Annotated in this window: 17 protein-coding genes; 7 read left to right on the forward strand and 10 right to left on the reverse strand. The window is 32.6% G+C overall.

What is annotated here, in order from left to right; translation table 11 throughout:
• The first annotated feature begins 622 nt into the window (after nucleotides 1-622).
• A complete protein-coding gene (locus EI427_RS09370) occupies nucleotides 623-1,825 on the forward strand; it encodes a BamA/TamA family outer membrane protein (protein ID WP_126613942.1) in 1,203 nt (400 codons plus the stop codon).
• A 90-nt stretch (nucleotides 1,826-1,915) separates the two neighbouring features.
• On the opposite strand, the gene cysQ is transcribed toward EI427_RS09370, so the two are convergent.
• Together cysQ and EI427_RS09380 are read right to left on the reverse strand one after the other, a co-directional pair.
• Nucleotides 1,916-2,674, reverse strand: a complete 759-nt coding sequence (cysQ, locus tag EI427_RS09375) for a 3'(2'),5'-bisphosphate nucleotidase CysQ (RefSeq protein WP_126613944.1) — start codon at nucleotides 2,672-2,674, stop codon at nucleotides 1,916-1,918.
• Nucleotides 2,675-2,774: 100 nt separating this feature from the next.
• Nucleotides 2,775-3,677: a bestrophin family protein gene (locus EI427_RS09380; RefSeq protein ID WP_126613946.1), complete on the reverse strand. Its 903-nt coding sequence runs from the start codon at nucleotides 3,675-3,677 to the stop codon at nucleotides 2,775-2,777.
• Between the two features lie 299 nt (nucleotides 3,678-3,976).
• On the opposite strand from EI427_RS09380, the gene EI427_RS09385 reads away from it, so the two are divergent.
• The 4 genes from EI427_RS09385 (at nucleotide 3,977) to EI427_RS09400 (ending at nucleotide 8,442) form a co-directional block, all read left to right on the forward strand.
• A complete protein-coding gene (locus EI427_RS09385) occupies nucleotides 3,977-5,593 on the forward strand; it encodes a lactonase family protein (protein ID WP_126613948.1) in 1,617 nt (538 codons plus the stop codon).
• An 86-nt stretch (nucleotides 5,594-5,679) separates the two neighbouring features.
• Nucleotides 5,680-6,843: a MalY/PatB family protein gene (locus EI427_RS09390; protein ID WP_126613950.1), complete on the forward strand. Its 1,164-nt coding sequence runs from the start codon at nucleotides 5,680-5,682 to the stop codon at nucleotides 6,841-6,843.
• Between the two features lie 44 nt (nucleotides 6,844-6,887).
• Complete coding sequence (locus EI427_RS09395) at nucleotides 6,888-7,697, forward strand: PCMD domain-containing protein (protein WP_126613952.1); 810 nt, start codon at nucleotides 6,888-6,890, stop codon at nucleotides 7,695-7,697.
• Nucleotides 7,698-7,704: 7 nt separating this feature from the next.
• Entirely contained in the window at nucleotides 7,705-8,442 is a 738-nt protein-coding gene (locus EI427_RS09400) for a porin family protein (protein ID WP_126613954.1), read from the forward strand.
• 67 nt (nucleotides 8,443-8,509) lie between these two features.
• Here the strand turns inward: EI427_RS09400 and EI427_RS09405 are convergent, their stop codons facing one another.
• Together EI427_RS09405 and EI427_RS09410 are read right to left on the reverse strand one after the other, a co-directional pair.
• Nucleotides 8,510-9,919, reverse strand: coding sequence for an MBL fold metallo-hydrolase (locus EI427_RS09405; RefSeq protein ID WP_126613956.1), 1,410 nt, complete (start codon nucleotides 9,917-9,919; stop codon nucleotides 8,510-8,512).
• A 45-nt stretch (nucleotides 9,920-9,964) separates the two neighbouring features.
• A complete protein-coding gene (locus EI427_RS09410; RefSeq protein ID WP_126613958.1) occupies nucleotides 9,965-11,701 on the reverse strand; it encodes a SulP family inorganic anion transporter in 1,737 nt (578 codons plus the stop codon).
• Nucleotides 11,702-12,272: 571 nt separating this feature from the next.
• Between EI427_RS09410 and EI427_RS09415 the strand changes: the two genes are divergently transcribed.
• Together EI427_RS09415 and groL are read left to right on the forward strand one after the other, a co-directional pair.
• Nucleotides 12,273-12,551, forward strand: coding sequence for a co-chaperone GroES (locus tag EI427_RS09415; RefSeq protein ID WP_126613960.1), 279 nt, complete (start codon nucleotides 12,273-12,275; stop codon nucleotides 12,549-12,551).
• A gap of 62 nt (nucleotides 12,552-12,613) precedes the next feature.
• The gene (groL, locus tag EI427_RS09420) at nucleotides 12,614-14,251 is read left to right on the forward strand and encodes a chaperonin GroEL (protein ID WP_126613962.1); all 1,638 of its coding nucleotides are present in this window, start codon (nucleotides 12,614-12,616) and stop codon (nucleotides 14,249-14,251) included.
• A 65-nt stretch (nucleotides 14,252-14,316) separates the two neighbouring features.
• Here the strand turns inward: groL and EI427_RS09425 are convergent, their stop codons facing one another.
• The 6 genes from EI427_RS09425 to EI427_RS09450 form a co-directional block, all read right to left on the reverse strand.
• Nucleotides 14,317-14,931, reverse strand: a complete 615-nt coding sequence (locus EI427_RS09425) for a histidine kinase (protein ID WP_126613964.1) — start codon at nucleotides 14,929-14,931, stop codon at nucleotides 14,317-14,319.
• Between the two features lie 205 nt (nucleotides 14,932-15,136).
• Nucleotides 15,137-16,201, reverse strand: a complete 1,065-nt coding sequence (locus EI427_RS09430; protein ID WP_126613966.1) for an SMP-30/gluconolactonase/LRE family protein — start codon at nucleotides 16,199-16,201, stop codon at nucleotides 15,137-15,139.
• Nucleotides 16,202-16,333: 132 nt separating this feature from the next.
• The gene (locus EI427_RS09435; RefSeq protein WP_126613968.1) at nucleotides 16,334-18,832 is read right to left on the reverse strand and encodes a TonB-dependent receptor domain-containing protein; all 2,499 of its coding nucleotides are present in this window, start codon (nucleotides 18,830-18,832) and stop codon (nucleotides 16,334-16,336) included.
• A 117-nt stretch (nucleotides 18,833-18,949) separates the two neighbouring features.
• The gene (hemW, locus tag EI427_RS09440; RefSeq protein ID WP_126613970.1) at nucleotides 18,950-20,080 is read right to left on the reverse strand and encodes a radical SAM family heme chaperone HemW; all 1,131 of its coding nucleotides are present in this window, start codon (nucleotides 20,078-20,080) and stop codon (nucleotides 18,950-18,952) included.
• Nucleotides 20,081-20,352: 272 nt separating this feature from the next.
• Nucleotides 20,353-22,161 carry a membrane protein insertase YidC gene (gene yidC, locus EI427_RS09445; RefSeq protein WP_126613972.1) on the reverse strand — a complete coding sequence of 603 codons (1,809 nt, stop codon included), beginning with the start codon at nucleotides 22,159-22,161 and terminating at the stop codon, nucleotides 20,353-20,355.
• Between the two features lie 182 nt (nucleotides 22,162-22,343).
• Entirely contained in the window at nucleotides 22,344-23,990 is a 1,647-nt protein-coding gene (locus EI427_RS09450; RefSeq protein WP_126613974.1) for a CTP synthase, read from the reverse strand.
• Between the last annotated feature and the right edge of the window lie 16 nt (nucleotides 23,991-24,006).

The following is a 24,006-nucleotide window of genomic DNA, read 5'->3' on the forward strand; positions in this document are numbered from 1 at the left end:
CTTTGTTATTTTAATAATTTCATACTTTTAGCCATATAAGCAGGATTAATTATATTATTTCTTGTATTAGTTAAATTTTTGTCATTAATTAGTAAACGAAAACAGCAATAAGAAATAGTTTTTGGGTTATTAAAGGAATTAAAAAGTCTCTCACTCTGTGAGGGACTTTTTTTATTTTCACCAACTACAAAAGAATCAAATCCTTTAACTTTTATAGTTTAATGTCAAAAAATACTAAAAATGTAATAAATACATTTTTTTCTTGCAATTATTAAATTTTTGTCATTAATTAGTAAACGAAAACAACAATAAGAAATAGTTTTTGGGTTATTAAAGGAATTAAAAAGTCTCTCACCTTGTGAGGGACTTTTTACGTTAAATACAATTCTAAAGCTATAATAGTCTACATATTATTTTATTAATAAAGTCGCCATTACCTGTTTATTCAATTACTATTATTAAATTTGACTCATACTATTTGTGATTGTATTGAATCAAGTACTTATATTTTTTAATTTAGTTCTACAATATTATATCAGAAAGTCTTGTATATTGTAGTAAGTACTTACAGCAATTGTTATCTAGTCTTAGCAATTTATAATTTTACTCTGTCAAAAAAATAATGAAATCCCATTTCATAAAAACCTTTATTGTAACACTTCTGTGTTGTATTCAATTTAATGTTCTTGGTCAAGATGTAGCTTCGTCAGACTCAACAATAGTAGAAAGTTTAATTGATGCTGATACTACAAAATCTGGAAAACCAAGAAAAAATTTACGCTTTAGCATACTAGGTGGCCCTGGATATACTCCAGATTATGGCTTCTTAATTGGTATGAGTATGTTGTTTACATTTAGAATGGATAAAGATGATAAAGAACTTAAACGATCTGTTGTACCAATTGCAGGTGCTTGGTTAAGTTCTGGTGGTTTTAACTTAATTGCTAAACCACAACTATTCTTTAATCATGATAGAATTAGATACTTTGGTCAAGTTCAATACAGAAATAATTATGATAATTATTATGGTGTTGGGTTCCTTAATAACCAGAGTATGGAAAGAAGTGATTCCACAACACAGTATTTTCAGAATTCTATTGCCATTTTTGGTTCTGTACTTTTTCGTTTAAAAGACTCCGACTTTTTTGTAGGTCCCTCTTTCGATTACACAAACAGAAATTTATCTGAAATCTCCGCTGGAGTAGCTTCAGACCCAACATATATTGAACAAGGTGGTACTGATGCAGGAATGAATATACAGAATATAGGTATAGGCTTTGAAATTTCTTATGATACTAGAGATATTCCAGCAAATGCATGGAGAGGAATTTATTTTGACATTACTGCCAGGTATTATGATCAATGGATGGGTAGTGATACAAAGTGGGGATTTTTATCTGCTGAGTATAGACAATATAAACTTCTACCCTTTTTAGGTAAAAGAAAAGTACTCGCATGGACTGGTAAAATTAGATCTTCTTATGGCGATGTACCTTTTACAGATATGTCATTAATTGGTTCCCCATTCGATTTAAGGGGATATTACTTAGGACAATACAGAGATAAAACATCTGCATTTGCAATGGCTGAATTTAGATCAATGTTTAATTCAAAATCAAAATTGATTTCTAAATTAGGTTATGCAGTTTGGGGTGGTGCAGGTATGGTAGGACCAGATTTATTCCATCCAGGAGGACTGTTACCAAACTTTGGAGCAGGTTTACGTGTACAAGTACAACCAAGAATGAACTTTAGAATTGATTTAGGACGTGATCCTTTATCAAAACAAAACCTAGTCTATTTTAATATGACAGAAGCTTTCTAATACTAATTAGAATTCAAGATTTGAAAAATACACAAAAAAACGGATGACCTAAGAAATTAAGTCATCCGTTTTTTTATTGTGAAAATAAAATTATTTACCCAATACTAAGAAACTTCCATTTAGTAAGTTTTCTTTATTGTATTTAAATAATTCATCTTCCGTATTTCCTTTATAAACAGTTCCTCCTGCAGCTTCAACCACAGCTTGACCTGCTGCTGTGTCCCACTCCATAGTTGGACCATGGCGATAGTAAACATCAGCTTTACCTTCTGCTACCATACAGAATTTTAAAGAACTACCTACAGACATTGCATCTGTAACATTGTATTTTTCTAAAATTTCTTCTTCTGCTGGGTTTGCATGAGATTTAGAACGAACAGCGATTCTATTATCGTCTCTCCATTTCACTTTTATTGGATCAAGAATACCATCTTCTCCTTTTTTTGCACCAACACCATCTACTCCAATGTAGATTGTATCTTTAACAGGTACATAAATAACTCCTAGAACTGGCTTTCCATCAGAAATCAAAGCTATATTAACAGTAAACTCTCCATTTCTATTAATAAATTCCTTTGTACCATCTAAAGGATCTACACACCAATAAGTTGTCCAATCTTTACGCTCATCATAAGACATTTCTTTGCCTTCTTCGGAAAGGATTGGATAATCAAATTCTAATAAACCTTTCATAATAACCTCATGAGAAGCTTTATCAGCTAAAGTAAGTGGAGAATCATCTGACTTAATTTCTACGCCAAGATCATCTTGTTTATAAATTTCTAAAATTGCATGTCCTGCTTCAATAGCAATTGTCATGCAATCTTCTGAAAGTTGTTCTAAGTTCATTTTTATCGAATTCTATTTTTAATATTAACAGTAAAGTTAACTTTATTTTAATCTAAAGCTATATACGAGATACTCTTATCTATGTTGCTTAAAGAGAGCACTACATTATTACATGTGGTCTCACAGGCTTTAAAGGTTCTGGTAACGTTATGTTACCTAATTCATCTTTAATATTAATCTCAATAGTTCTAGACAACGTTAACATTGGAGTATCAGAAGATGTATTTTCAAATGGGTCTTGTAGATAAGTAGCAATTCTTTCTATTACTAGAAATGCCATGGCTAACGTTAAACTTGTAACTAATAAAACCAATCCATTTGTTTCTACTAAACCATAAGGAACAGAGAAAATAAATAAATAAATTAATATCTCTAATAATAAAGTGTACATACTCGGGAAAACAGTATTCTTAATACGTTCACATTTACCCATTGAGTCTGTTAAATTAGTAAGAGTTTGATCTAATTGTACTAACTGATAGCTATCAATATAATCTAATTTATGCATTTGTTTCAGCATTTTAGCATTAGAATATAACAATGCATTCGGCACGTTTTTACTTTTTTGTAATGCAGAAAGCTCCGTTTTATTAATAAGGTTAGATATATCTCTAGTTGGGTCTTGCCTTCTTAAATGTCTTGTTAAAGAATAACACCAAGCACATTGACGAGAAGCCATTTCTACAATCATTACCCTCGCTTTAGGATCACTAGAAGAAAATGTCATCAATTGTCTAACCCAACTTCTTGAATCGTTTACTATAGCTCCCCAAACCATTCTTGCTTCCCACCATCTTTGGTAAGATGAATTCGTTCTAAAAGCCAATAATAATGAAATTGCCGTACCTGGAACTGTAATAATCCCTAGAGGTAAACTAAGGTTACTTAACATGTGTTCATCATCTAAAATTGACAAAAACAACATATAAATAGTAATGATTAATACAGAGAACCATAAATCTTTAAACAGTCGTTTCCAGGGAATATAAAGTCTTGTAACCATTAAGTAATTTTGATTTGGATGAATAGAATATCATGTAAATATAGAAAGATTAGTAATTAAATAAATAATAATTTACATTTGAATAAATGTTAATGGATGTATCTGTTAAATAAAAATGAAAACTAAATAAAACTTTATTTTACAGTACAACCCTTTACTTTACCACTTTTATATTATGAGGTAAGAACTATTAATTTACATTCTAGTAAAAGAAGTATTTTAATTTATGCCTACCAATCAATTAATAATATAAATTTAAACTGTACAACTCTCATTGTTTCTACTCAAAAAAAATTATTATGAACAAGCTATTTAAAAAGGTGTCGTATGCCTTACTAATTTTCATTGGCTTTTCTTGTAGTAATCAAGTGCAAGAAAGCGCACTAGCTCCTACAGAAGAAGAGGCTTCTAACATTAGAATGCCATTTAGCCAAAAAACTTTTCTTTGCGATAATAAATCTGGAATCGCAAATATTTATGAAATCGACTATGATTTCCAAGGTTTATCTGGTGATGCAAACCTAACTAAAATCGCGTCTATCAAAGGACATAGCCATATTGCTGTTTCTCCTGATAAAAGATGGGTTGTAGTTGTTGGTAATGGCAGCGGGAAAATTACATTAGTTGGTATTGACACAGATAATGCTGGCCAACTTGTTGGTTACCTAGTACAAGGAAAACCAAGAATTACTCAGGTTGATTTTGATATGGATGACAAACTATTCATAGCTGGTAAAAAATTCTTAGAAATTGCTACTCCTGTTGGAGGTTGGGGCGCTTCTGAAGGTTCTATTCTTGCTAAAACAAAATACCGCAGTATAACTGGTGATTTAGATATTGTAACTTCTGATGAAGAAGAAAATCTTGTTGATATTGAAGAAGAATACTTCAATGAAGATGATCTTAAATCTACAAGACCTAAATTTGCTGGTGGAGATATACTTTTCACTCAAAACTCTTCTGAAACAGATGGGTTTGAAGCAGAACACCTTGTTTCTTTCACAAGACACCAAAAAGGTAAAGCAATGCTTGTTAAAATAGGCACAAAAAATGGCAAACCTCATGTGCAAAGTAAGCTTTTATTCAAATTAAATGGACAGAAAAAGGTAACTGGTGCTGCATTAGTTGGAGACAATCATTTTATTGTTTCTGCAAACGGACAGACAAAGTTTAAAATTTATTCTTTCAGTGGTGATGTTATCGCTACACCAACAATTAAATTAGATGGAAGCAATTTCAAACATGCAAATGGTGACCTTGCTTCTACGCAATCTTTTGATAAAAATAGTATTAATGACGTTGACAACGCATTAAGCTCTAAAGAAATTGATGGTGAATATTTTGGCGAATGGTATAGAGGTTACAACGATGCACACCAATATGCAGAAATGAAACTTTACCGTCCTGGTGTTTCTATTCAAAACTACCCTTCTTTAGATTTAAGTGAAGATAATTTCAATATCTCAAAAGAATCGAGAAGAAATTCTGCAAATGCAGATTTAGCTGATTACAGAAAAAATGCGGCTAAATTTACTTCACTAGGTAAAAATGATGGCTATGCTTTATTACGTTTCCCTGCTGCTTTAACAGTTTCTGATAAAACTACAATTCAAGTAGTAGAAACAACTTGGGGTAAATTAGCTAATTATGAATCACAAGCTGATGCAACAACTGCTTACAACGAGTTAGCATCTGTTTATGTAAAAGTTTCTACCGATCGTTTCTATACGCAAGGTTTTGAAAATAATGATTGGATCAAAATTGGCGATGCTCATATTGCTAATAATGAATTTACACTATCTAATATCAACGGAATTGAAGTTGGAGATAAAATTCAATGGATCAAAATAGTTGATGATCAATCTAAAACAGGTGACGGTTTCGATATTAATTTTATTTCTTCTTTCGAAAAATAAATAATAATACAGTTTATATTATTTAATTGATGAAGAGACTACTAAATTTAGTAGTCTCTTTTTTTGACTAAAACCATTTTATTATAATGAACTATAACTTTGACAAACCAATAGATAGATTACAGACAGATTCTGTTAAATATGGCTTACGAAAAGTCCTATTTGGTACAGAAGATATTATCCCGCTCTGGGTTGCTGATATGGATTTACCTACAGCTCCTGAAATTACTGCAGCACTTGTAGAAAGAATGCAACATCCAATATACGGTTACACATTACAAGGAAATTTATTTTGGAAGGCAGCAATAGATTGGATTAAAAAGAGACACAACTGGGAGATTAAACAACATGAATTCACTTTTACACCAGGAATTGTTCCTGCAATTGGTTTTTTAGTTGAAGCACTTACCAATATCAATGAAAAAGTTACCATTTTTTCTCCAGTATATGGCCCTTTTAAAGATAACATAATTGGTACGGGTAGAGAATTAGTTGATATACCTCTAATTAATCAGAACAATTACTATTACATCGATTTCGAGACGTTAGAAAATGAAATGATTAATGGATTAAAATTAATTGTATTCTGTAACCCTCAAAATCCTTCTGGTAGAGTTTGGAATAAAGAAGAACTTCAGAAATTACTTCTATTATGTGATCAATATGATGTTAATATTATTTCAGACGAAATCCATGCAGATCTAGTACTTTTTGATGCTATACACATACCTTTAGCTAGTCTTTCAGAAATTGGAAAAAAGAGAGTCGTAACTTGTATGGCTCCTTCCAAAACATTCAATTTAGCAGGTTTAAATTGTGCCTATCTTATCTTTAAGAATAAAGAATTACAAAGAAAATATCTAGCTAAAGTAAAACATCTTCATTTAGATTTCGGGGGCATTGTAGCTACAACGTCTCAAATAGCTGCTTATAACAACGGAGAAAATTGGTACCAAGAAGTGAAGAAATATTTTGAAGGTAATATCAATTATATTATTGAAGAACTTTCTGACTCTCCCATCACTGTAATGAAAACAAACGCTACTTATTTACTCTGGTTAGACTGTAGAAAGATTTCAAACAATAATAAAATATTAAAAGAATTTTTTCATAAAAAAGCTAAAGTGGGTATTCAAGATGGAGAAATGTTTGGTTTAGCCGGACAAGGATTTATGAGAATGAATATTGCCTGTGCAAGGTCGATTTTAAAGGAATCTGTAAAAAGAATAAAAATTGCATTAGATAAATAATTAATAATATATTTGTAAAAAGTCTCTTCAATAAAATAAACAACATGCAACGCATTAACGCATTATTAGCTCTAGGGCTGTCTACAACTTTATTCTTTTCATGTTCTTCTTCTGATGATAATGGAGACCCTGCCATTCTACCAGAAATTGGAGATGCCGCATTTGAAGATAACTTATCTTTAGATAAATGGGAGAATACAGATTACGGTACAAACTCTGATACTTATGGCACTCCGACTGGATGGGAAACTTCAAATCCGGGTACATCATTTCTTTCTGTAGTAAATGTTTACGAAGAAAAAGATGATGTTATTAGTGGAAGTGCTGCAAAATTAGAAACAAAAGCAATTGGTATTACAGGTATAGCATCGTCAACATTTTATACTGGAGCTTTTAAGTTAGACCTTTCTGACCCTGCAAAAAGTGCTCAATTAGGCGTACCTTTTGATAAACGTCCTACATCTTTATCATTCAGTTATAAATATACTCCTGGTGATAACTACCAACAATTTACTGGAGTTACAGGAACTGATATTACAGGTATAGATTCTTGTTTAGTATACATGTATCTTCAGAAACGTAGTGGTGATGACATTAAAAGAATTGGTACAGCAGCTTTACAAAGCAGTGAAACAATCTCAGATTGGACACAAAAAACTCTTGATGTAACTTACGGTGAAATTCCAAACGCAGGCGCTGGATTTAAATTAAGACCAGAAGAAACAGGTTGGGCAAATGCAGACGAAACACCTACACATGTTATTATAGTTTTTGCATCTAGTAGTGCTGGAGATTACTTTAGAGGTTCTATTGGAAGTCTAATGTATGTAGATCAACTTTCTATTAGCTACTAATAAGTATATGAAAATTTCAAAAATTTTAGCTGTACTATTTTGTACAGCTTTTTTTACATCTCCGTTATTTGCTCAAGAAGAAGCTCCAAGTAGATTTAGATTTGGTGGTAGATTAGGCTTTAATTTAGGAGCTTCAGTACCAATGTATTTTCAAAATATGCCCGATAGGTTTAGTTGGAATACAGGCTTTAACCCTTCTTTTGGTTTAGTTGGAGAATACAAATTAAAGAAAGAACGTTCTTCTATTCATTTTGAGTTATTGTATACAAGAAAAGGAAATTCTACTACTGCTCACGTTGTAGATCAAAATTTCTTTATTTCAAATACTTTAGCATCTGTTACTGGAGAAGTGGCTACTAACATTAACCTAAATTATATTGAAATTCCTATTCAATTTAAGACAAATATCAGTAAAAAAGATAACGGTCTTTATGTAGTGGCTGGTTTATATTTTGCCTACATGGTTGATGGAAGTTTTGATGGTACTGTTTTTACTGGTAGCACAATTAAAGATAGTTCAGGAGAATATCAAGTAGGAAAAGATACTCCCTACGATTATAGTAACGACTTAGTAAACTTTGATTGGGGAACGCAATTTGGCATTCAAAAAGAGATAGGAGATCACTTCACAGTTGATACTCAAATTTCTTGGGGCTTTAGTGGAATATTCCCTCAAGGATATGAAATTGTTGATCCAAACCTTTTTAACCTTTATGGTAAAATCGGGATGACTTATAAACTATAAAGTTACAAATCAAAAAAGGTCTGATAGAGTGCATTACTTTATCAGACCTTTTTTTGTGAAAATAATTCTACAATGTAGAAGGGCAAACAAATGCTGTTACATCTACACCTGCCTCTTTTATTGCTTTAAAACCACCTTTCACATCAATTATATGTTCAAAACCTCTTGATTTTAAAATTGAAGATGCAATCATAGATCGGTAACCACCTGCACAATGTATGTAATAAGTAGCCTCCTTGTCTAAATCATTCCACTCGTCGTTAATCACATCAAGTGGTTTGTTTACAACATTTTTACTATCGATGTGTTCCGAAGCAAATTCTGATGTTTTTCTAGCATCAATTACAGAAATAGCTGACGTCAATCTATCTTTAAGTTCTTCTGCAGTAATAGATTCAATACTATCTACTTCTTTACCTGCAGCTGCCCAAGCAGTAATCCCTCCTTCTAAGAACCCTAAAGTATTATCATAACCAACTCTTGATAAACGAGTAATTACTTCTTCCTCTGCTCCTTCATCTGCGATAATTACTATAGGTTGCTTTAAGTCTAAAATTAGAGCACCAACCCAAGGAGCAAACCCTCCTTTAACACCAATATTAATAGAGTTTGGAATAAACCCATCTTTAAAAACTTGAGGAGAACGTGTATCTAACATTAATGCACCTTCCGCATTTACAACCTCTTCGAATAAAGCTGGACTTAACCCGACATTACCTCTCTCTAAAATTGAATCTATATTTTCGTAACCTTCCTTATTCATTTTTACATTCTGAGGGAAATATTGAGGAGGAGCTGTTAGTCCAGTTGTCACTTCCTTAATAAATTCGTCTCTCTTCATATCTGCTCTTAATGCATAATTTGTTGCTTTCTGATTTCCTAAAGTATCTGACGTTTCTTTACTCATGTTTTTCCCACATGCAGAGCCTGCACCATGAGCAGGGTAAACAATTACATCGTCTGCTAAAGACATTATCTTATTTCTTAAAGAATCAAATAATAACCCTGCAAGATCTTCTCTAGAAAGGTCTGATTTAACTGCCAAATCTGGTCTTCCCACATCACCAATAAATAAAGTATCTCCTGAGAATATGGCTACATCTTTCCCTTTTTCATCCGTTACTAAAAAAGTAGAAGACTCCGTAGTATGTCCTGGTGTATGTAATACTTTAATTTTGATATTTCCTATAGAGAATACCTCACCATCTTCAGCAATATGTGCTTCGTAAGTAGTTTGAGCAGTAGGACCAAAAACAATTGTAGCTCCTGTTTCTTCTGCTAAAGAAACATGACCTGACACAAAATCTGCATGGAAATGTGTTTCAAAAATATATTTGATTTTAGCACCTTCCTTTGCTGCTTTATCAAGATAAGGTTTAGTTTCTCTTAATGGATCTACAATTGCAGCTTCCCCATTAGATTCAATATAGTAAGCACCTTGTGCTAAACAACCTGTATAAATTTGTTCAATTTTCATAATGTTATATGTTTATGGAATTACCTATTGAGATAATTAAGTATGTTATATGTTTCTTTCTTTAAATTCGTTGGATTGAATCGCTCGCTCAAAGTTAATTTTTATTTCTTGATCATTTCCTTTCTGATCAAAGAAATCTATTGCAGACTGTACATCTAAGAAGAAATGGTCTTTTCCTAAATTTTTGATTAATCCTACTTTTGATAAGAAATCTCTTACAGGACCAATCATATCAGAAAAATAAGTCTTCACTCCTTGTTGTTTTAACTCTAAAATCACATCTTCTAAACTTGCTAATGCCGTTGAATCTATATTTGATACACTTCCAAAATGCAAAACTAATAGTTTAAGTCCTTTCCCTTTTTGCTTTGCTTCATCCATTACCCTATCATAGAAATAGGTGCTATTTGCAAAGTACAACTGAGCATCCTGACGAATTATTAATATATCATCACGTGCTTCTATATCCGTAAATCGGTCTTTATTTCTATATTCATTACACCCTTCTAGTTTTTCTAGAACGGCAATATGTGGCGTTGCAGTTCTTCGTATCAACAGTATAATCGACAAAATCATTCCTGAAATAATTCCAATCTGAATACCAACAAATAAAGTAAGGAGAAATGTAAAGGCAAGCATATAAAAATCTTCTCGCTTAGTTTTCCATAATAACTTTGGGTAATCAGTATCAATTAAACCATAAACTGCTACTAAAATTATAGATGCTATTATTGTTTTAGGAAGGAACTTAAAAATAGGCATCAAAAACAATAAAGCTAAGCCTAAAAGTAAACCACTAATTACATTTGCTAAATTAGTTTTTGCTCCTGCTTGGTTGTTTACTGCAGACCTACTAAAGCCACCTGTGCCATGGAATCCACCAAATAATGAACTCACAACATCCCCTAAACCTAAAGCTATAAACTCTTGGTTGTTATCTATTTGGTATTCGCCTTTATGTTTATTCTGTAATGCTTTACTCACTGAAATAGACTCCATATATCCTATTAAAGAAATGGCAAGGGCAGATGGAAACATGGAAGTAATTAAACCAACGGATAAATCTGGAACTTTAAAAGAAGGCAACCCACTAGGTATTTCTCCAAGTATGGCAATATTAGGAGAGAAAAAATACACAAAAGCTAAACCCGTTATAACAGCTATTAAAGAGCCAGGTATTTTTGCACTTATCTTCTTTGTTAGCCTAATGAGGAGAATACCTACAATACCTAAAATTATAGCAATCCAATTAAAATAATTGTATTGTGTTATTGTCATCCATAAATTTTCTATTGTAGACCCTCCTTGCGCTATTGAAACACCAAATATATTTTTAAGCTGATCTATTCCAATCACAAAAGCTGCTGCAGAAGTAAAACCACTAATTACAGGTTTACTCATAAAGTTAACGAGAAAACCTAAACGGATAATACCAAATAACAATTGAAGTATACCTATTAAAAAGGTTAATGTTAATGCTGCTGATACATAATTTTCTTCTCCAGAAGAAGCTATAGATGATACAGCTGCTGCAATTAACATAGAATCAATGGCTACAGGACCAACAGAAACTTGTCTTGAAGTACCCAATAAAGCATAGGTAAACTGAGGAATCATTGCTGCATATAAACCATACACAGCAGGCATACCTGCAACGCTTGCATATGCTATACCTTGGGGTATTAGCATTATCCCCACAGTTAAACCTGCAGATATATCGCTACCTAAATACTTTTTTTTATACTTGAAAAGCCAGGGTGTAATAAAACTCTTCTTTTGCATTTCTTGAAGTTATTCTAAATTATGCTGCAATTACATCAATTGATTTATAATACAATGTAACAATCATCACATAAAAAAAAGACTACTCCTAAATTTTTAAGAGTAGTCAATATCAAATAATAACTAAATACAATTTCTCTACTTTTCCAATCGCAATAATAATTTCTTTTATCAGATTCTAATTTCAACTTCACAAATCTAACTACTAGCCTGATTTTGTTTTAATCCATTCGATTGATAGCAAATAAATAAGGTTAAATGACTGTAAATAAGCCGCGAACTACATTAACTAGTCATATAACACTATGCAATAGTATAAAACTCACTGACAAAATTACAAATAGCCCCTTTTAAAGCTATTCGCTAGAAATATAGTGTTGTAAATTAATACTATAGAAGAAGTATTGAGTATGTCAGTAAATTCCTTTTTTGACAATTTGTCACCTTAATTATGACAAATTGAGTGAGGATTAGAATTGGCACATTTCATGTTAAATATTCGTAGGTAAGATCAAATTTGATCGAACACTTTGTTAAGCATAATTCAAAAAAATAAAAATAGATTATTAATATGTCACAAGTTAACATTAGACCACTAGCAGACAGAGTTCTAATTGAGCCAGCAGCAGCAGAATCACAAACAGCTTCAGGATTATTTATTCCAGACAATGCGAAAGAAAAGCCTCAAAAAGGTAAAGTAGTAGCAATTGGAACAGGAACAAAAGATGAGCCGTTAACTGTAAAAGTTGGAGACACGGTAATTTATGGTAAATATTCTGGTACTGAACTTAATGTTGATGGTACAGATTATTTAATGATGCGTGAGTCTGACATCCTAGCGATTGTCTAACACACCAACTGACGTAAAGTCAATATAAATTTAGAATAAGAAATAAAAAAATACATATAAAAATGGCAAAAAATCTTCATTTCGATGCTGAGGCACTCGATGGTTTAAAAAAAGGTGTTGATGCTTTAGCAAACGCAGTAAAAGTTACTTTAGGACCAAAAGGTCGTAATGTTATTCTTGAAAAATCATTTGGTTCACCTCACGTTACTAAAGATGGTGTATCTGTAGCGAAAGAAATCGAATTAGCAGATCCATTACAAAATATGGGTGCTCAATTAGTAAAAGAAGTTGCTTCTAAAACTGCTGATGAAGCAGGTGATGGTACAACTACTGCTACTGTATTAACACAAGCAATCTTCACTACGGGTATTAAAAATGTAGCTGCAGGTGCTAACCCAATGGATTTAAAACGTGGTATCGATAAAGCTGTTAAAGCAATCGTTGCTGAGTTAAAATCGACTTCTAAAACTGTTGAAACAAACAAAGAAGTTGAGCAAATTGCTACTATCTCTGCAAATAACGATGCTGAGATCGGAACAATGATCGCAGAAGCGATGGAAAAAGTTGGTAAAGATGGTGTAATTACTGTTGAAGAGGCTAAAGGTACTGAAACAGAAGTTAAAACTGTTGAAGGTATGCAATTTGACCGTGGTTACTTGTCTCCATACTTTGTGACAAACACAGAGAAAATGGAAGCTGACATGGAAACTCCATTTATCTTAATCTACGACAAGAAGGTTTCTACTATGAAAGAACTTCTTCCTGTATTGGAAGCTGTTGCTCAAACTGGTAAACCTTTAGTAATTATTGCAGAAGATGTAGACTCTGAAGCTTTAGCTACTTTAGTTGTAAACAAAATTCGTGGTGCATTAAAAGTTGCAGCTGTTAAAGCTCCAGGTTTTGGTGACCGTAGAAAAGCAATGTTGCAAGACATCGCTGTATTGACTGGTGGTACTGTAATCTCTGACGAGACTGGTATGAAACTAGAAGATGCAACAATCGACATGTTAGGTACTGCAGAGAAAATGATCATCGATAAAGACAACACTGTTGTTGTTAATGGTGCTGGTTCTTCTGAAGCTGTTGCTAACCGTGTTGCTGAAATCCGTGTACAAATGGAGAACACTACTTCAGATTACGATAAAGAAAAACTTCAAGAGCGTTTAGCGAAGTTAGCAGGTGGTGTAGCTATTATCTACATTGGTGCTGCTACTGAAACTGAAATGAAAGAGAAGAAAGACCGTGTTGATGATGCTTTATCTGCTACAAGAGCTGCAGTAGAAGAAGGTATTATTGTTGGTGGTGGTACTGCTTTATTGCGTGCTTCTGCTATCTTAGGTCAGGTTGAAACTGCTCATGAAGATGAAGCAATTGGTGTTCAAATTATCAGAACTGCTATCCAATCTCCTTTAAGAACTATCTTAGAGAATGCTGGACTTGAAGCATCTGTAATTGTAAATAAAATTTTAGAAGGCGAAGGTGCTTTCGGATTTAATGCACGTACAGAAGAATATCAAGATTTAGTTGCTGCAGGTGTTATTGACCCTACAAAAGTAACTCGTTTAGCTTTAGAGCATGCTGCTTCTGTTGCTTCTTTATTATTAACTACAGATTGTGTAGTTTCTAATGAGAAAGAAGAAGGTGCTGCTGCTGCTCCTGCTATGCCTCCAATGGGTGGTGGTATGCCAGGTATGATGTAAGCATCAATGCTATAAAATATATAAAAGGATGTCTTTTCACTTTGGTGATGGAGACATCCTTTTTTTTATGCTGACAAATTTTCTTCTTTATCAGAGATTGCTTTATATAACATCCTGACAAGCCGATGTATATTGTTATCGATTTTCTCTAAGTTTTCTTTCATTACATGCAATAAATATTCTTTCTCATCTGGCTGTACTTCAATTGTTTCAAACAATTCAAGCACTCCTAAAGAGGTAGATAAATTACCTCTCAAATCATGTGATGTATAATCTAAAGCCTTGTTTAATATATGGTTTTCTTTTTCTATTCTATTGATATATTCTTGCGTCTTAGATTCATCAGAATATACACTTACAACTAAGTCATCTTCGAGTTTTTGAACTCTATTCTTTCTGTATAATTTTAAATGGTTATTTACAGTATAGCCTGATAATGGTAATTCTTTTGTAGCTCCAGTATGATAAACTTCTTCCAATAAATCTAATAACCCAAAGTTTTTAATATTTGGGAATACCTCATCAATTAGCTTTCCGTTATAATTTATACCTACCACGCCATCCATTTCTTGTCCGGCTTTATTATAATACACAAATTCAAATTTATACTCATCAATACGTTTGTATACAGCAATTCCTAAGGAGGAATTTTTGTAAAAATTTAATAGTTCTTTGTTCATGGGGGATATCTTTCATCATTTACACTTTGGAGAAACAGCTTAATGAATATACAAAATATTATTCTGCTTATAATATGGTACGTAATGTTATAGACTACATTTACACTATTAACCCACACGATATATAACTATATAAATAAAAGTAATTACTCATTTAAGAAACCGTAACTTCTCATAAAAAAAGAATTCATCTACTTTCAATAAATTAACGATTTGATAATGCATCCATAGATAATTTATAAATTTCATATTTCCCTCTTTTATCTTCTGGTAGATAGATCTGAGAAGTTGTAAAATAGATTTCTCTATCAATGTTCTTGGCAAACGAATCTGCCCATTTCACTCTTTCATCTTTAATAAGGTGAACCATTTCATTATCAACAGTCCAAACATTAATCATATTACCTTCTAATCCACCCATCCATAAATTTCCCTTACGGTCAAATAACATCCCATCGGTAGCAGGAATCGTAGCTACTTTTTCTATTTCGTTTGCTATATCAGCAGAACTGGCATCAGTTTCTAAAAGAATAGCAGTTTTTATACGGTATAATGTATGACTAGACAATGCTGTATAATACAAATAGTTATTATCTGGAGATAAAGCTATCCCATCTGAAGCAATTTTATTTTCCCACTTTATACCATTACATATCAAATGATCATTTTCTGGCTGAACACTTTTGTCTCCGTCAAGAAACCTTTTTGCCTCTCCAGTTGCTAAGTCCAATACAATTATTCCACCTTCTCCAGAATCTGTAATAAATGCTTTTTCTCTATTGATATCAATCCTAACATCATTAAAATAAGAGTTTCTGTGGTAAACTGCTTTAGTAAAAGAATAAGATCGAATTAACTGATCAGTACTTAAATCAAACTCATATAAAACAGGACCACCCTCTAAAACTCCTTTAAATTGAGGGTTATTGGTATCTAATACATACAATCTACTTCTACCATCACAAACAACACTTTGTACAGACCTAAATGAGGTTACTCCACCTTCCTTGTTCCACATTTCTGATGGATAAGGTACTATCTCCCCATCTATAATTTCAGCAACTGAAGTCGGTACACTATCAGACCACTTTGGGAAATTGACAAAAACCCTATTCTTTTTACTTACTGCTATACCCGTCCACTGATTTGAACTTGATGCTACAAGTGTGAGTTTCTTATCATCCTGCATATTACTTTGCTCTTTAGGAGAACAAGAAATAACGAATAATGACACTGCTATAAATAAGGTAATATAATTGATTAGTTTCATTAGAGTTCAATATTTTGATTTTGGAACAAAGTAGGTATTTATAAATTTACACAGATATATAGAGAGAATTTACTACTTCATAAAAAAACCTTGATAAATAATTTAAATCATCTATCAAGGCTTCATAAAGTTTTATTCCATCATATCAATTCCTCCTCCAGAAGATCCTCCACTACTTTTTCCTTTTCTCTTTGGCTTTTTACCCGATTTACCAAAACGATAAGAAAAGGTAAGGTAACCAACTCTAGATTCCCAATCGTAGGTCATATCAGAATTAAAACCTATTCCTTCACTGTAAACATTAAATTTATAGGTATTAAATACATCTGTAACTCTTGCTTGCAGTGTACCTTTTCCATTAAATAATTTTTGAGAAACCGCAACATCTACACCTCCCATTGGAGCAATATACCCTTGAGCTGTCGCTCTTTGAGAACTTAATCTACCCGAAACTTGCAGAGAAAGTGTTTTTGTAAGATTTGTTGACGAAGTTAATTTACCTGTCATTGCCCATGCTTGATTCGATAAATCTAGATCACCAGATGAGCCAGAAATTAATAGATTATAAACATTAGCACTACCAGAAAATTTCCACCAATCTGTCATATTATAAGAAGCAATTGCTTCTGCTCCATAACTCTGACTGCTCTCTACGTTATCCCAAGTCATTACCATTACACCGTCTGGTCTAGCACTTTGTACTCTCTGCATTGCATCATGCGTATATCTATAATACAAAGAACCTGTTAGCGTTACTTTATCCCAACCATGCTGATATGTCGCTTCTATAGCATCAATAAATTCAGGTTTTAGATAAGGGTTACCTTGTCTTAATGATTGAGGATTTGCATAATCTGGAAAAGGGTTTAACATTCTTCCTCTTGGTCTATTCACTCTTCTACTATATCCAACAGATAACTCTCTAGCTTCTTGGAATTTATAAGCAATATGAAGTGTTGGATATAAAGCAAAATAGTTATTTTCTACTTTCTGCTCTTCTGTAACTGCATTATCTTCTAAATGAGAAGTTGTATATGCCTGTTCTGCTCTTAAACCTCCTTGAATACCCCATTTACCAAACTCATGACGGTACATAACATAAAAAGCATGAATCTGTTCTTGGTAATTAAAATTGTTATTTAAAGAATCATCTGGAGTCCAATTACCATTTCCTGCCAAGCTTTCAGAATAAAAATCTGATTGGATATCTCTTCCTGTAGTTTTCCAACCTGTTTCTAATGTTCCATTTTCTCCTAAAGGCTGAACATAATCTATCTGGCCAAGGTATATTTTACTATTTGTTGGGTTCGTGTTTCTTTGTTCTAAAATAGGAGATGTTCCAAGAATACCATTCACATACTCATATTCATTGTAGTTACCATCAGTTGTTCTTGATCCATCTGAGTATTGTCCAGATACATCAAGAGTTTGCTTAGGGTTTACAAATGTTTTTCTGTAGCCAAAATTATATTCCTGATTTTTATCGTCACTTGTCGTTTTATTTATTCTGTTGATTCGTTCAATTTGTGAATTATCAGGTAATAAATAATGTATGTCTAAGTTTTCATCTTTCTTTCTCTCTCCTGTATTAAAAAGAGCAGAAAAGTAGATATTATTATAGTCATTGATATCAAAATCAAAACCAGTTTTTAGCATATGAGATTGTCTATTGTCTTCTCTATGTGTAAACTGTTGATTGTAATCTGTAAAATCTCCTTGCTCATTAAAATTATTCTGCGTCTGTGTTTTATCAGCATAACGGTCTTGATAACGACCTGAATAATTTGCAAAAACATTTACTTTACTAATTCTTGCATTGACACCAACAGATGCGTTGTATTTGTTATTGTTACCCACTGTAACAGATGCATTACCATTAACACCACCTTTTCTATCTTTCTTTAATACAATATTAATAATACCGCTTGTTCCTTCTGGATCATATTTAGCAGATGGGTTAGTTATCACTTCAACACGCTCAATTGAACTTGCTGGAATCTGATCTAAAATATCAGCATCAGATGAGCTAGTTAAGTTAGAAGGTTTACCGTCAATAAAAATAGTAACATTACTACTTCCTCTTAAGCTTAGTGTACCTTCAGAATCTACATCTATAGAAGGTATATTTTTTAAAGCATCCGTCATAGACCCCCCTACAGTTGTAAGATCTTGCCCTATATTAAATGTCTTTCTATCTATACCTATTTCCATTGCATCTCGTTCTGCGGTAACTGTAACCTCATCAAGACTTTTAGCAGATGGTGATAATATTAGATTACCCAAAAATTGTTCTCTTTTATCAGGCTTAATTGCAAACGGAGGAGAATTATTTTCTTCAAAACCTATAAAAGTAACCTTGGCAAACATTTTACCAGCAGGAACTTCAGTAATTTTAAATCTACCCTGAGTATCTGTTGATGCACCTGTAATAAAACTAGAATCACGCATTGAATACAATGCAACAGTTACAAACTCTAAGGGTTGTTTTGTATCTGCGTCGATTACTTTACCTGTTACTGTACCTATTTTTGGTCGTTGTCCTGAAGGTCTTCCTTCTTTACTAGAAGGACGTTGTGCCCAAGTGTTTAATCCGATAACAAAAAATAAGAGAAAGATAATTATCTTTTTCATTGATGAATATAAATTGATTAATAAATTAAGTTATTACAAAGGAAGTAGATTAAAATGAATTAAGTAAATCTATTCAACGAACGTCTAGTATTATTCAACCAAATTAACTATTCATGCCTACACAAATAGGTCGCTTGATATTTGATCTGCAAAAAGCTTCCCTTTTTCTGAAAGAATCAAAAGGTCTCCATTCCAAGTTATCCAACCATTCTTATCCATTTCTTCCAACTCTTTACCTTTTTCTTTACGTATGTCAAAACCATAAACATCACGCAGATGATTTAAGTTGCATCCCCAACTCGTTCTCAAAGTAGTTAATAGGTATTCATTTATACCATCTTCTTTAGTGAGGTTTTCAACTTCGCAAGGCAAAATATTCTTCTCTATTAAAGACTTTGCATATTTTGGATTATTAGACACATTGTATTGTCTTGTTTGTAAACCGTCAAAAGAATGTGCCCCCGGACCAATTCCTAAATACTGTCTACCCTGCCAATACGCACTATTATGTTGAGAGTAATGACCAGGTTTTGCAAAATTTGAAATTTCGTAATGTTCGTAGCCTTCCGTTTTTAATGTTTTTACAAGATGTTCAAATTGAATTGCTCCAAACTCATCATCTGCAGGTGTAAACTTCCCTGTTTTTGTCCAATGACCTAGAGCCGTTTTTGGTTCTACAGTTAAGCAATAGGAAGAAATGTGAGGTACATCTAAATCTATAGCTGTCTGTAAATCTTTATGCCATATCTCATGAGACGTTGCGGGGATACCATAAATAAGATCTATTGTAATATTATCAAAGCCGTTATCTTGAGCCAATTTCACACATTCTAAACTCTCTTTAGCATTATGGGCTCTATTCATTAATTTAAGATGAGGCTCATGAAATGATTGTAAACCTATACTTAATCTATTTACACCTAGTTTCTTTAATTCTTGAAGTTTTTCTTTTGATAGGTCATCAGGGTTCGCTTCTAATGTTACTTCAACACTACCAGAACTTATATTATTTTGCTGATAAACTTTATTTAACAGTAATTCTAATTCTTTATATGATAAAATTGAAGGAGTTCCTCCACCAAAATAAATTGTTTCTACTGGAGTTTTTAAATACTCTTTCTGTAACTCAAGTTCAAGCGTCATCGCTTTAATCACCTCATTCTTAGTATTTAAAGAAGTGCTAAAATGAAAATCACAATAGTGACAGGCTTGTTTACAGAAAGGCACATGAAGATAAATTCCACTCATTTAATATTTTTTTAAAAAATAATTGACTTTTTTTTGTCCACTAAGATTAATAAATTGTCTTTATAATGTAGACTATAAAAGACTTAAAAGAATTTTATATACACACTCTATTCATTTGACGATAATGTTGTTTAGAAACACCTATTTATTATAGGTGTTTCTTTTTTTATAGAGCTATTTCTACTGTAATTTATAATAAAATATACGGAAAAAGGCATTTATCCATAACGGACAAATGCCTTTTCACTATATCTTAAAAACAGAAGAGGTACTTATTTTTTACCACCTTTTTTCTTCTGCTCTATTTGATCTTTTTGCTTCGCTTTCATTGCATCGTCTAAACGTGCTGCAAATCCACCTGCTTTCTTATTCGCATTTTTCTTTTTGTTCTCGTCCATGATCTGACGGATCTTGTCTTCGTTGACAAATTTCTTAGACATGATTTGTTGAACAATTGTAATACAGTTAGAAACGAAATAGTAATACGTTAAACCTGCTGCCATACTGTTAAAGAAGAACAAGAAGAATACCGGAGATAAATAAGAAACATACTTCATCTGTGGGTTCGTTTGAACTTGAGATTGGTTTTGGAAGTAAGTATATCCTACCATAGATACTGCCCACAATAATGTAAATAATGATACGTGATCACCATAAGCAGGAATTGTAAATGGTAAATTTAAAACCGAGTCGTATGTAGATAAATCATCTGCCCATAAAAACGATTGCCCTCTTAGTTGTAAAGCATTCGGGAAGAAGTTATATAATGCAACAAAGAAAGGCATTTGTGCCAACATTGGAATACAACCACTCAATGGATTTGCACCTACCTTTCGGTAAAGGCTCATTGTTTCTGATTGTATTTTTACTTGGTCTTCTCCGTATTTCGCTTTTAATTCATCCATTTCAGGCTTCAGCAAACGCATCTTAGCCATAGATTTATACGAGTTAAAAGTAAGTGGATAAAGTAAAGATTTTACTAATACCACCATAATGAAGATGATTAAACCATAGTTTAAACCATACCCTTCTAAGAACTCAAATATTGGAATAAATATGTACTTACTTAAAGGAGTAGTCCAAGACCATCCTAAATATACATTATCTTCAAAACCTTCTACAACTTGTTCACAAACTCTATAATCGTTTGGTCCAAAGTAGTATCTTAAATTTGCTGCTTCTAAAGTATTGATTGGAATTTGTAAAGTGATGTCTGCTGTTTTTACAATAGACTCATTATCTTCAACATAATCAATAACTAAATTTGCAGCATTAAATTGCTGATCTGTAATTAAAGCTACATTAAAGAATTTCTGTTTAGCAGAAACCCATGTTAAAGGAGCAGAAATTGCTTCTTCCTCTTTAGAAGTAGAAGTCATTGACAGGTAATCAAAGTCTCCTTTCTTCGTAAAGTAATTAATTGTAGTTTTTTGACGAGAAGTTTTCATATCCTTCTCAACAGATTTCATATCATCTTTCCAAATGTATGTAATTGCTTGTCCTTGAATAAATGGTTTTGCACCCGTAAATTTCAAGTTATAATCTACTACATAGCTATTGTCTTCTAAAGTATAAACTCTTCTTAATAATTCACTTCCGTTTTTATCAGAAGCGATCATCTCTACAGTATTACCTGTAACTTGAGTTGTATAATGTAAAGCATTAAGATCAATTGCACCATATTGAGTTGGTATTGTCTCGTTTACCTTGTAAGAATTTTCATCTACTAGATATAAAGGCTTCTTATCGTATGTCTGATATGTTTTTAACAATACAGATTTAACGTTACCACCTTTAGCGTTAAGCGTTACTTTAACTTTATCGTTTTCTAAAACAACCTCTTTACTTTCGCCACCCATTAGCGTTCCGAAAACACCATATTTTTGCATTAATACAGAATCTCCTTCGATTACTGCTTTCGGTTGCGTGATTGCTGTGTTAGTAGATTGTTGTGTATTATCAACTACTTCTGTTGTTTGTGTATTTGTTGTTTCTATCGGCTCATCTGGCTGAAAGAAAAACATGTACCCAATTAGTAATGCTGATAATAACAAAAATCCTGTTGTCTGATTTTTATCCATTTTTATAATTCTTAGTATTTCTTTGATTTTACAGAATTGACCCTAAAAAGTCAGAATTCGTTAAAATGCTTGCAAATTTACATTATTTCAAGATATATATAACCAAAAAGGTAATAAAATAATGTAAAAAAGAAAGCCCTTGCTGTTAGTTACACAAGGGCTTTTTTTATATGATAATGTTGTTACGCTGTAACTACTTCACCTTTACTATTTTTCAAATCCTTAACTGCTTTCACAAAGGAAACAAATAAAGGATGAGGATTCTCAACTGTACTCTTATATTCTGGGTGGAATTGTGCACCTACATAATAAGGATGATCAGGAATCTCTACAATTTCAACTAATCCAGAAGCAGGGTTAATACCTGTTGCTATCATACCTGCAGCTTCATATTTCTCTAGATATTTGTTATTAAACTCATATCTATGTCTATGTCTTTCAGAAATTTTTGGTGTACCATAAGCAGAAATTGCTTTAGAACCTTCTTTCAGCTCACAAGGATATGCACCTAAACGCATAGTACCTCCCATCTGAGATAGATTCTTTTGATCTTCCATTAAATCAATTACAGGATATGTAATTTCTTTATCCATTTCCGAAGAGTTAGCACCTGTAAGACCTACCATATCACGACCAAACGCAATAACAGCAGATTGCATACCTAAGCAAATACCAAAGAATGGAATTTTATGCTCTCTAGCTACACTACACGTATTTATTTTACCTTCTATTCCTCTTTCTCCAAAACCAGGAGCAACAAGTACACCGTCAAGTTCAGTAACTTTACGTACAGCCTCTTCCCTATTATCTAGATCTTCTGCTTTAATGTACTCTAATTTTACTTTCACTTCGTTAACAGCTCCAGCATGGATAAATCCTTCTACGATAGATTTATAAGCATCAGGAAGTTCAATATATTTACCAACTAAGCCAATTCTTACTTCTCCTTGTGGGTTTTTCAACTTTTGGAGAAAATTAAGCCAATTTGATAAATCTGGATCTTGGTATGCAGGTAAACTTAATTTCATCAGTACGATTTCATCAAGTTTTTCTTTTTGCATCAATAATGGCACATCATAAATTGTTGATGCATCACATGATTCAATAACTGCATTTAAATCTACATTACAGAACAATGCTATCTTACGACGCATTTCCATTGGAATATGGTGTTCCGTACGGCATACTAGAATATTTGGTTGAACACCAGCTTCTAGTAATTGCTTTACAGAGTGTTGAGTAGGTTTTGTTTTTAATTCACCAGCAGCTCTTAAATAAGGAACTAATGTTAAATGAATTACCATTGATCTTGAAGAGCCTAATTCTAAACGAGTCTGACGAACAGCCTCAATAAAAGGTAACGCTTCAATATCTCCTACACAACCACCGATTTCAGTAATTACGATATCGTATTCACCGTTCTCAGCAACTTTGTAAAAATTTCTTTTAATTTCGTCTGTAATATGAGGTACAACTTGAACAGTTTTACCTAAATAAGCACCTTCACGTTCTTTTGTAATTACATTGTTGTAAACTCTACCTGTAGTTACATTATTAGATTGAGATGTTGGTACATTTAGGAAACGTTCATAGTGCCCTAAATCTAAATCAGTTTCTGCGCCATCATCTGTAACATAGCATTCGCCGTGCTCATATGGATTCATTGTTCCTGGATCTATATTTAAATATGGATCGAACTTCTGAATAGTAACTGAATAGCCTCTTCCTTGTAATAGTTTACCTAAGGAAGCTGAAATAATTCCCTTGCCCAATGATGAGGTAACCCCACCAGTGACAAAAATAAATTTGGTTTGTGTACGAGAAGACATACTTCGGAGATTTCAC

Source organism: Flammeovirga pectinis, assembly GCF_003970675.1.
GTDB classification, from domain to species: Bacteria; Bacteroidota; Bacteroidia; order Cytophagales; family Flammeovirgaceae; genus Flammeovirga; species Flammeovirga pectinis.

Coding starts and splice junctions, on each gene's coding strand:
- EI427_RS09430 (WP_126613966.1), bottom strand. CDS start 16,201: ATGAAACTAATCAATTATATTACCTTATTTATAGCAGTGTCATTATTC.
- EI427_RS09385 (WP_126613948.1), top strand. CDS start 3,977: ATGAACAAGCTATTTAAAAAGGTGTCGTATGCCTTACTAATTTTCATT.
- EI427_RS09410 (WP_126613958.1), bottom strand. CDS start 11,701: ATGCAAAAGAAGAGTTTTATTACACCCTGGCTTTTCAAGTATAAAAAA.
- EI427_RS09405 (WP_126613956.1), bottom strand. CDS start 9,919: ATGAAAATTGAACAAATTTATACAGGTTGTTTAGCACAAGGTGCTTAC.
- EI427_RS09400 (WP_126613954.1), top strand. CDS start 7,705: ATGAAAATTTCAAAAATTTTAGCTGTACTATTTTGTACAGCTTTTTTT.
- EI427_RS09395 (WP_126613952.1), top strand. CDS start 6,888: ATGCAACGCATTAACGCATTATTAGCTCTAGGGCTGTCTACAACTTTA.
- EI427_RS09390 (WP_126613950.1), top strand. CDS start 5,680: ATGAACTATAACTTTGACAAACCAATAGATAGATTACAGACAGATTCT.
- groL (WP_126613962.1), top strand. CDS start 12,614: ATGGCAAAAAATCTTCATTTCGATGCTGAGGCACTCGATGGTTTAAAA.
- hemW (WP_126613970.1), bottom strand. CDS start 20,080: ATGAGTGGAATTTATCTTCATGTGCCTTTCTGTAAACAAGCCTGTCAC.
- EI427_RS09370 (WP_126613942.1), top strand. CDS start 623: ATGAAATCCCATTTCATAAAAACCTTTATTGTAACACTTCTGTGTTGT.
- EI427_RS09415 (WP_126613960.1), top strand. CDS start 12,273: ATGTCACAAGTTAACATTAGACCACTAGCAGACAGAGTTCTAATTGAG.
- EI427_RS09380 (WP_126613946.1), bottom strand. CDS start 3,677: ATGGTTACAAGACTTTATATTCCCTGGAAACGACTGTTTAAAGATTTA.
- EI427_RS09450 (WP_126613974.1), bottom strand. CDS start 23,990: ATGTCTTCTCGTACACAAACCAAATTTATTTTTGTCACTGGTGGGGTT.
- yidC (WP_126613972.1), bottom strand. CDS start 22,161: ATGGATAAAAATCAGACAACAGGATTTTTGTTATTATCAGCATTACTA.
- EI427_RS09425 (WP_126613964.1), bottom strand. CDS start 14,931: ATGAACAAAGAACTATTAAATTTTTACAAAAATTCCTCCTTAGGAATT.
- cysQ (WP_126613944.1), bottom strand. CDS start 2,674: ATGAACTTAGAACAACTTTCAGAAGATTGCATGACAATTGCTATTGAA.
- EI427_RS09435 (WP_126613968.1), bottom strand. CDS start 18,832: ATGAAAAAGATAATTATCTTTCTCTTATTTTTTGTTATCGGATTAAAC.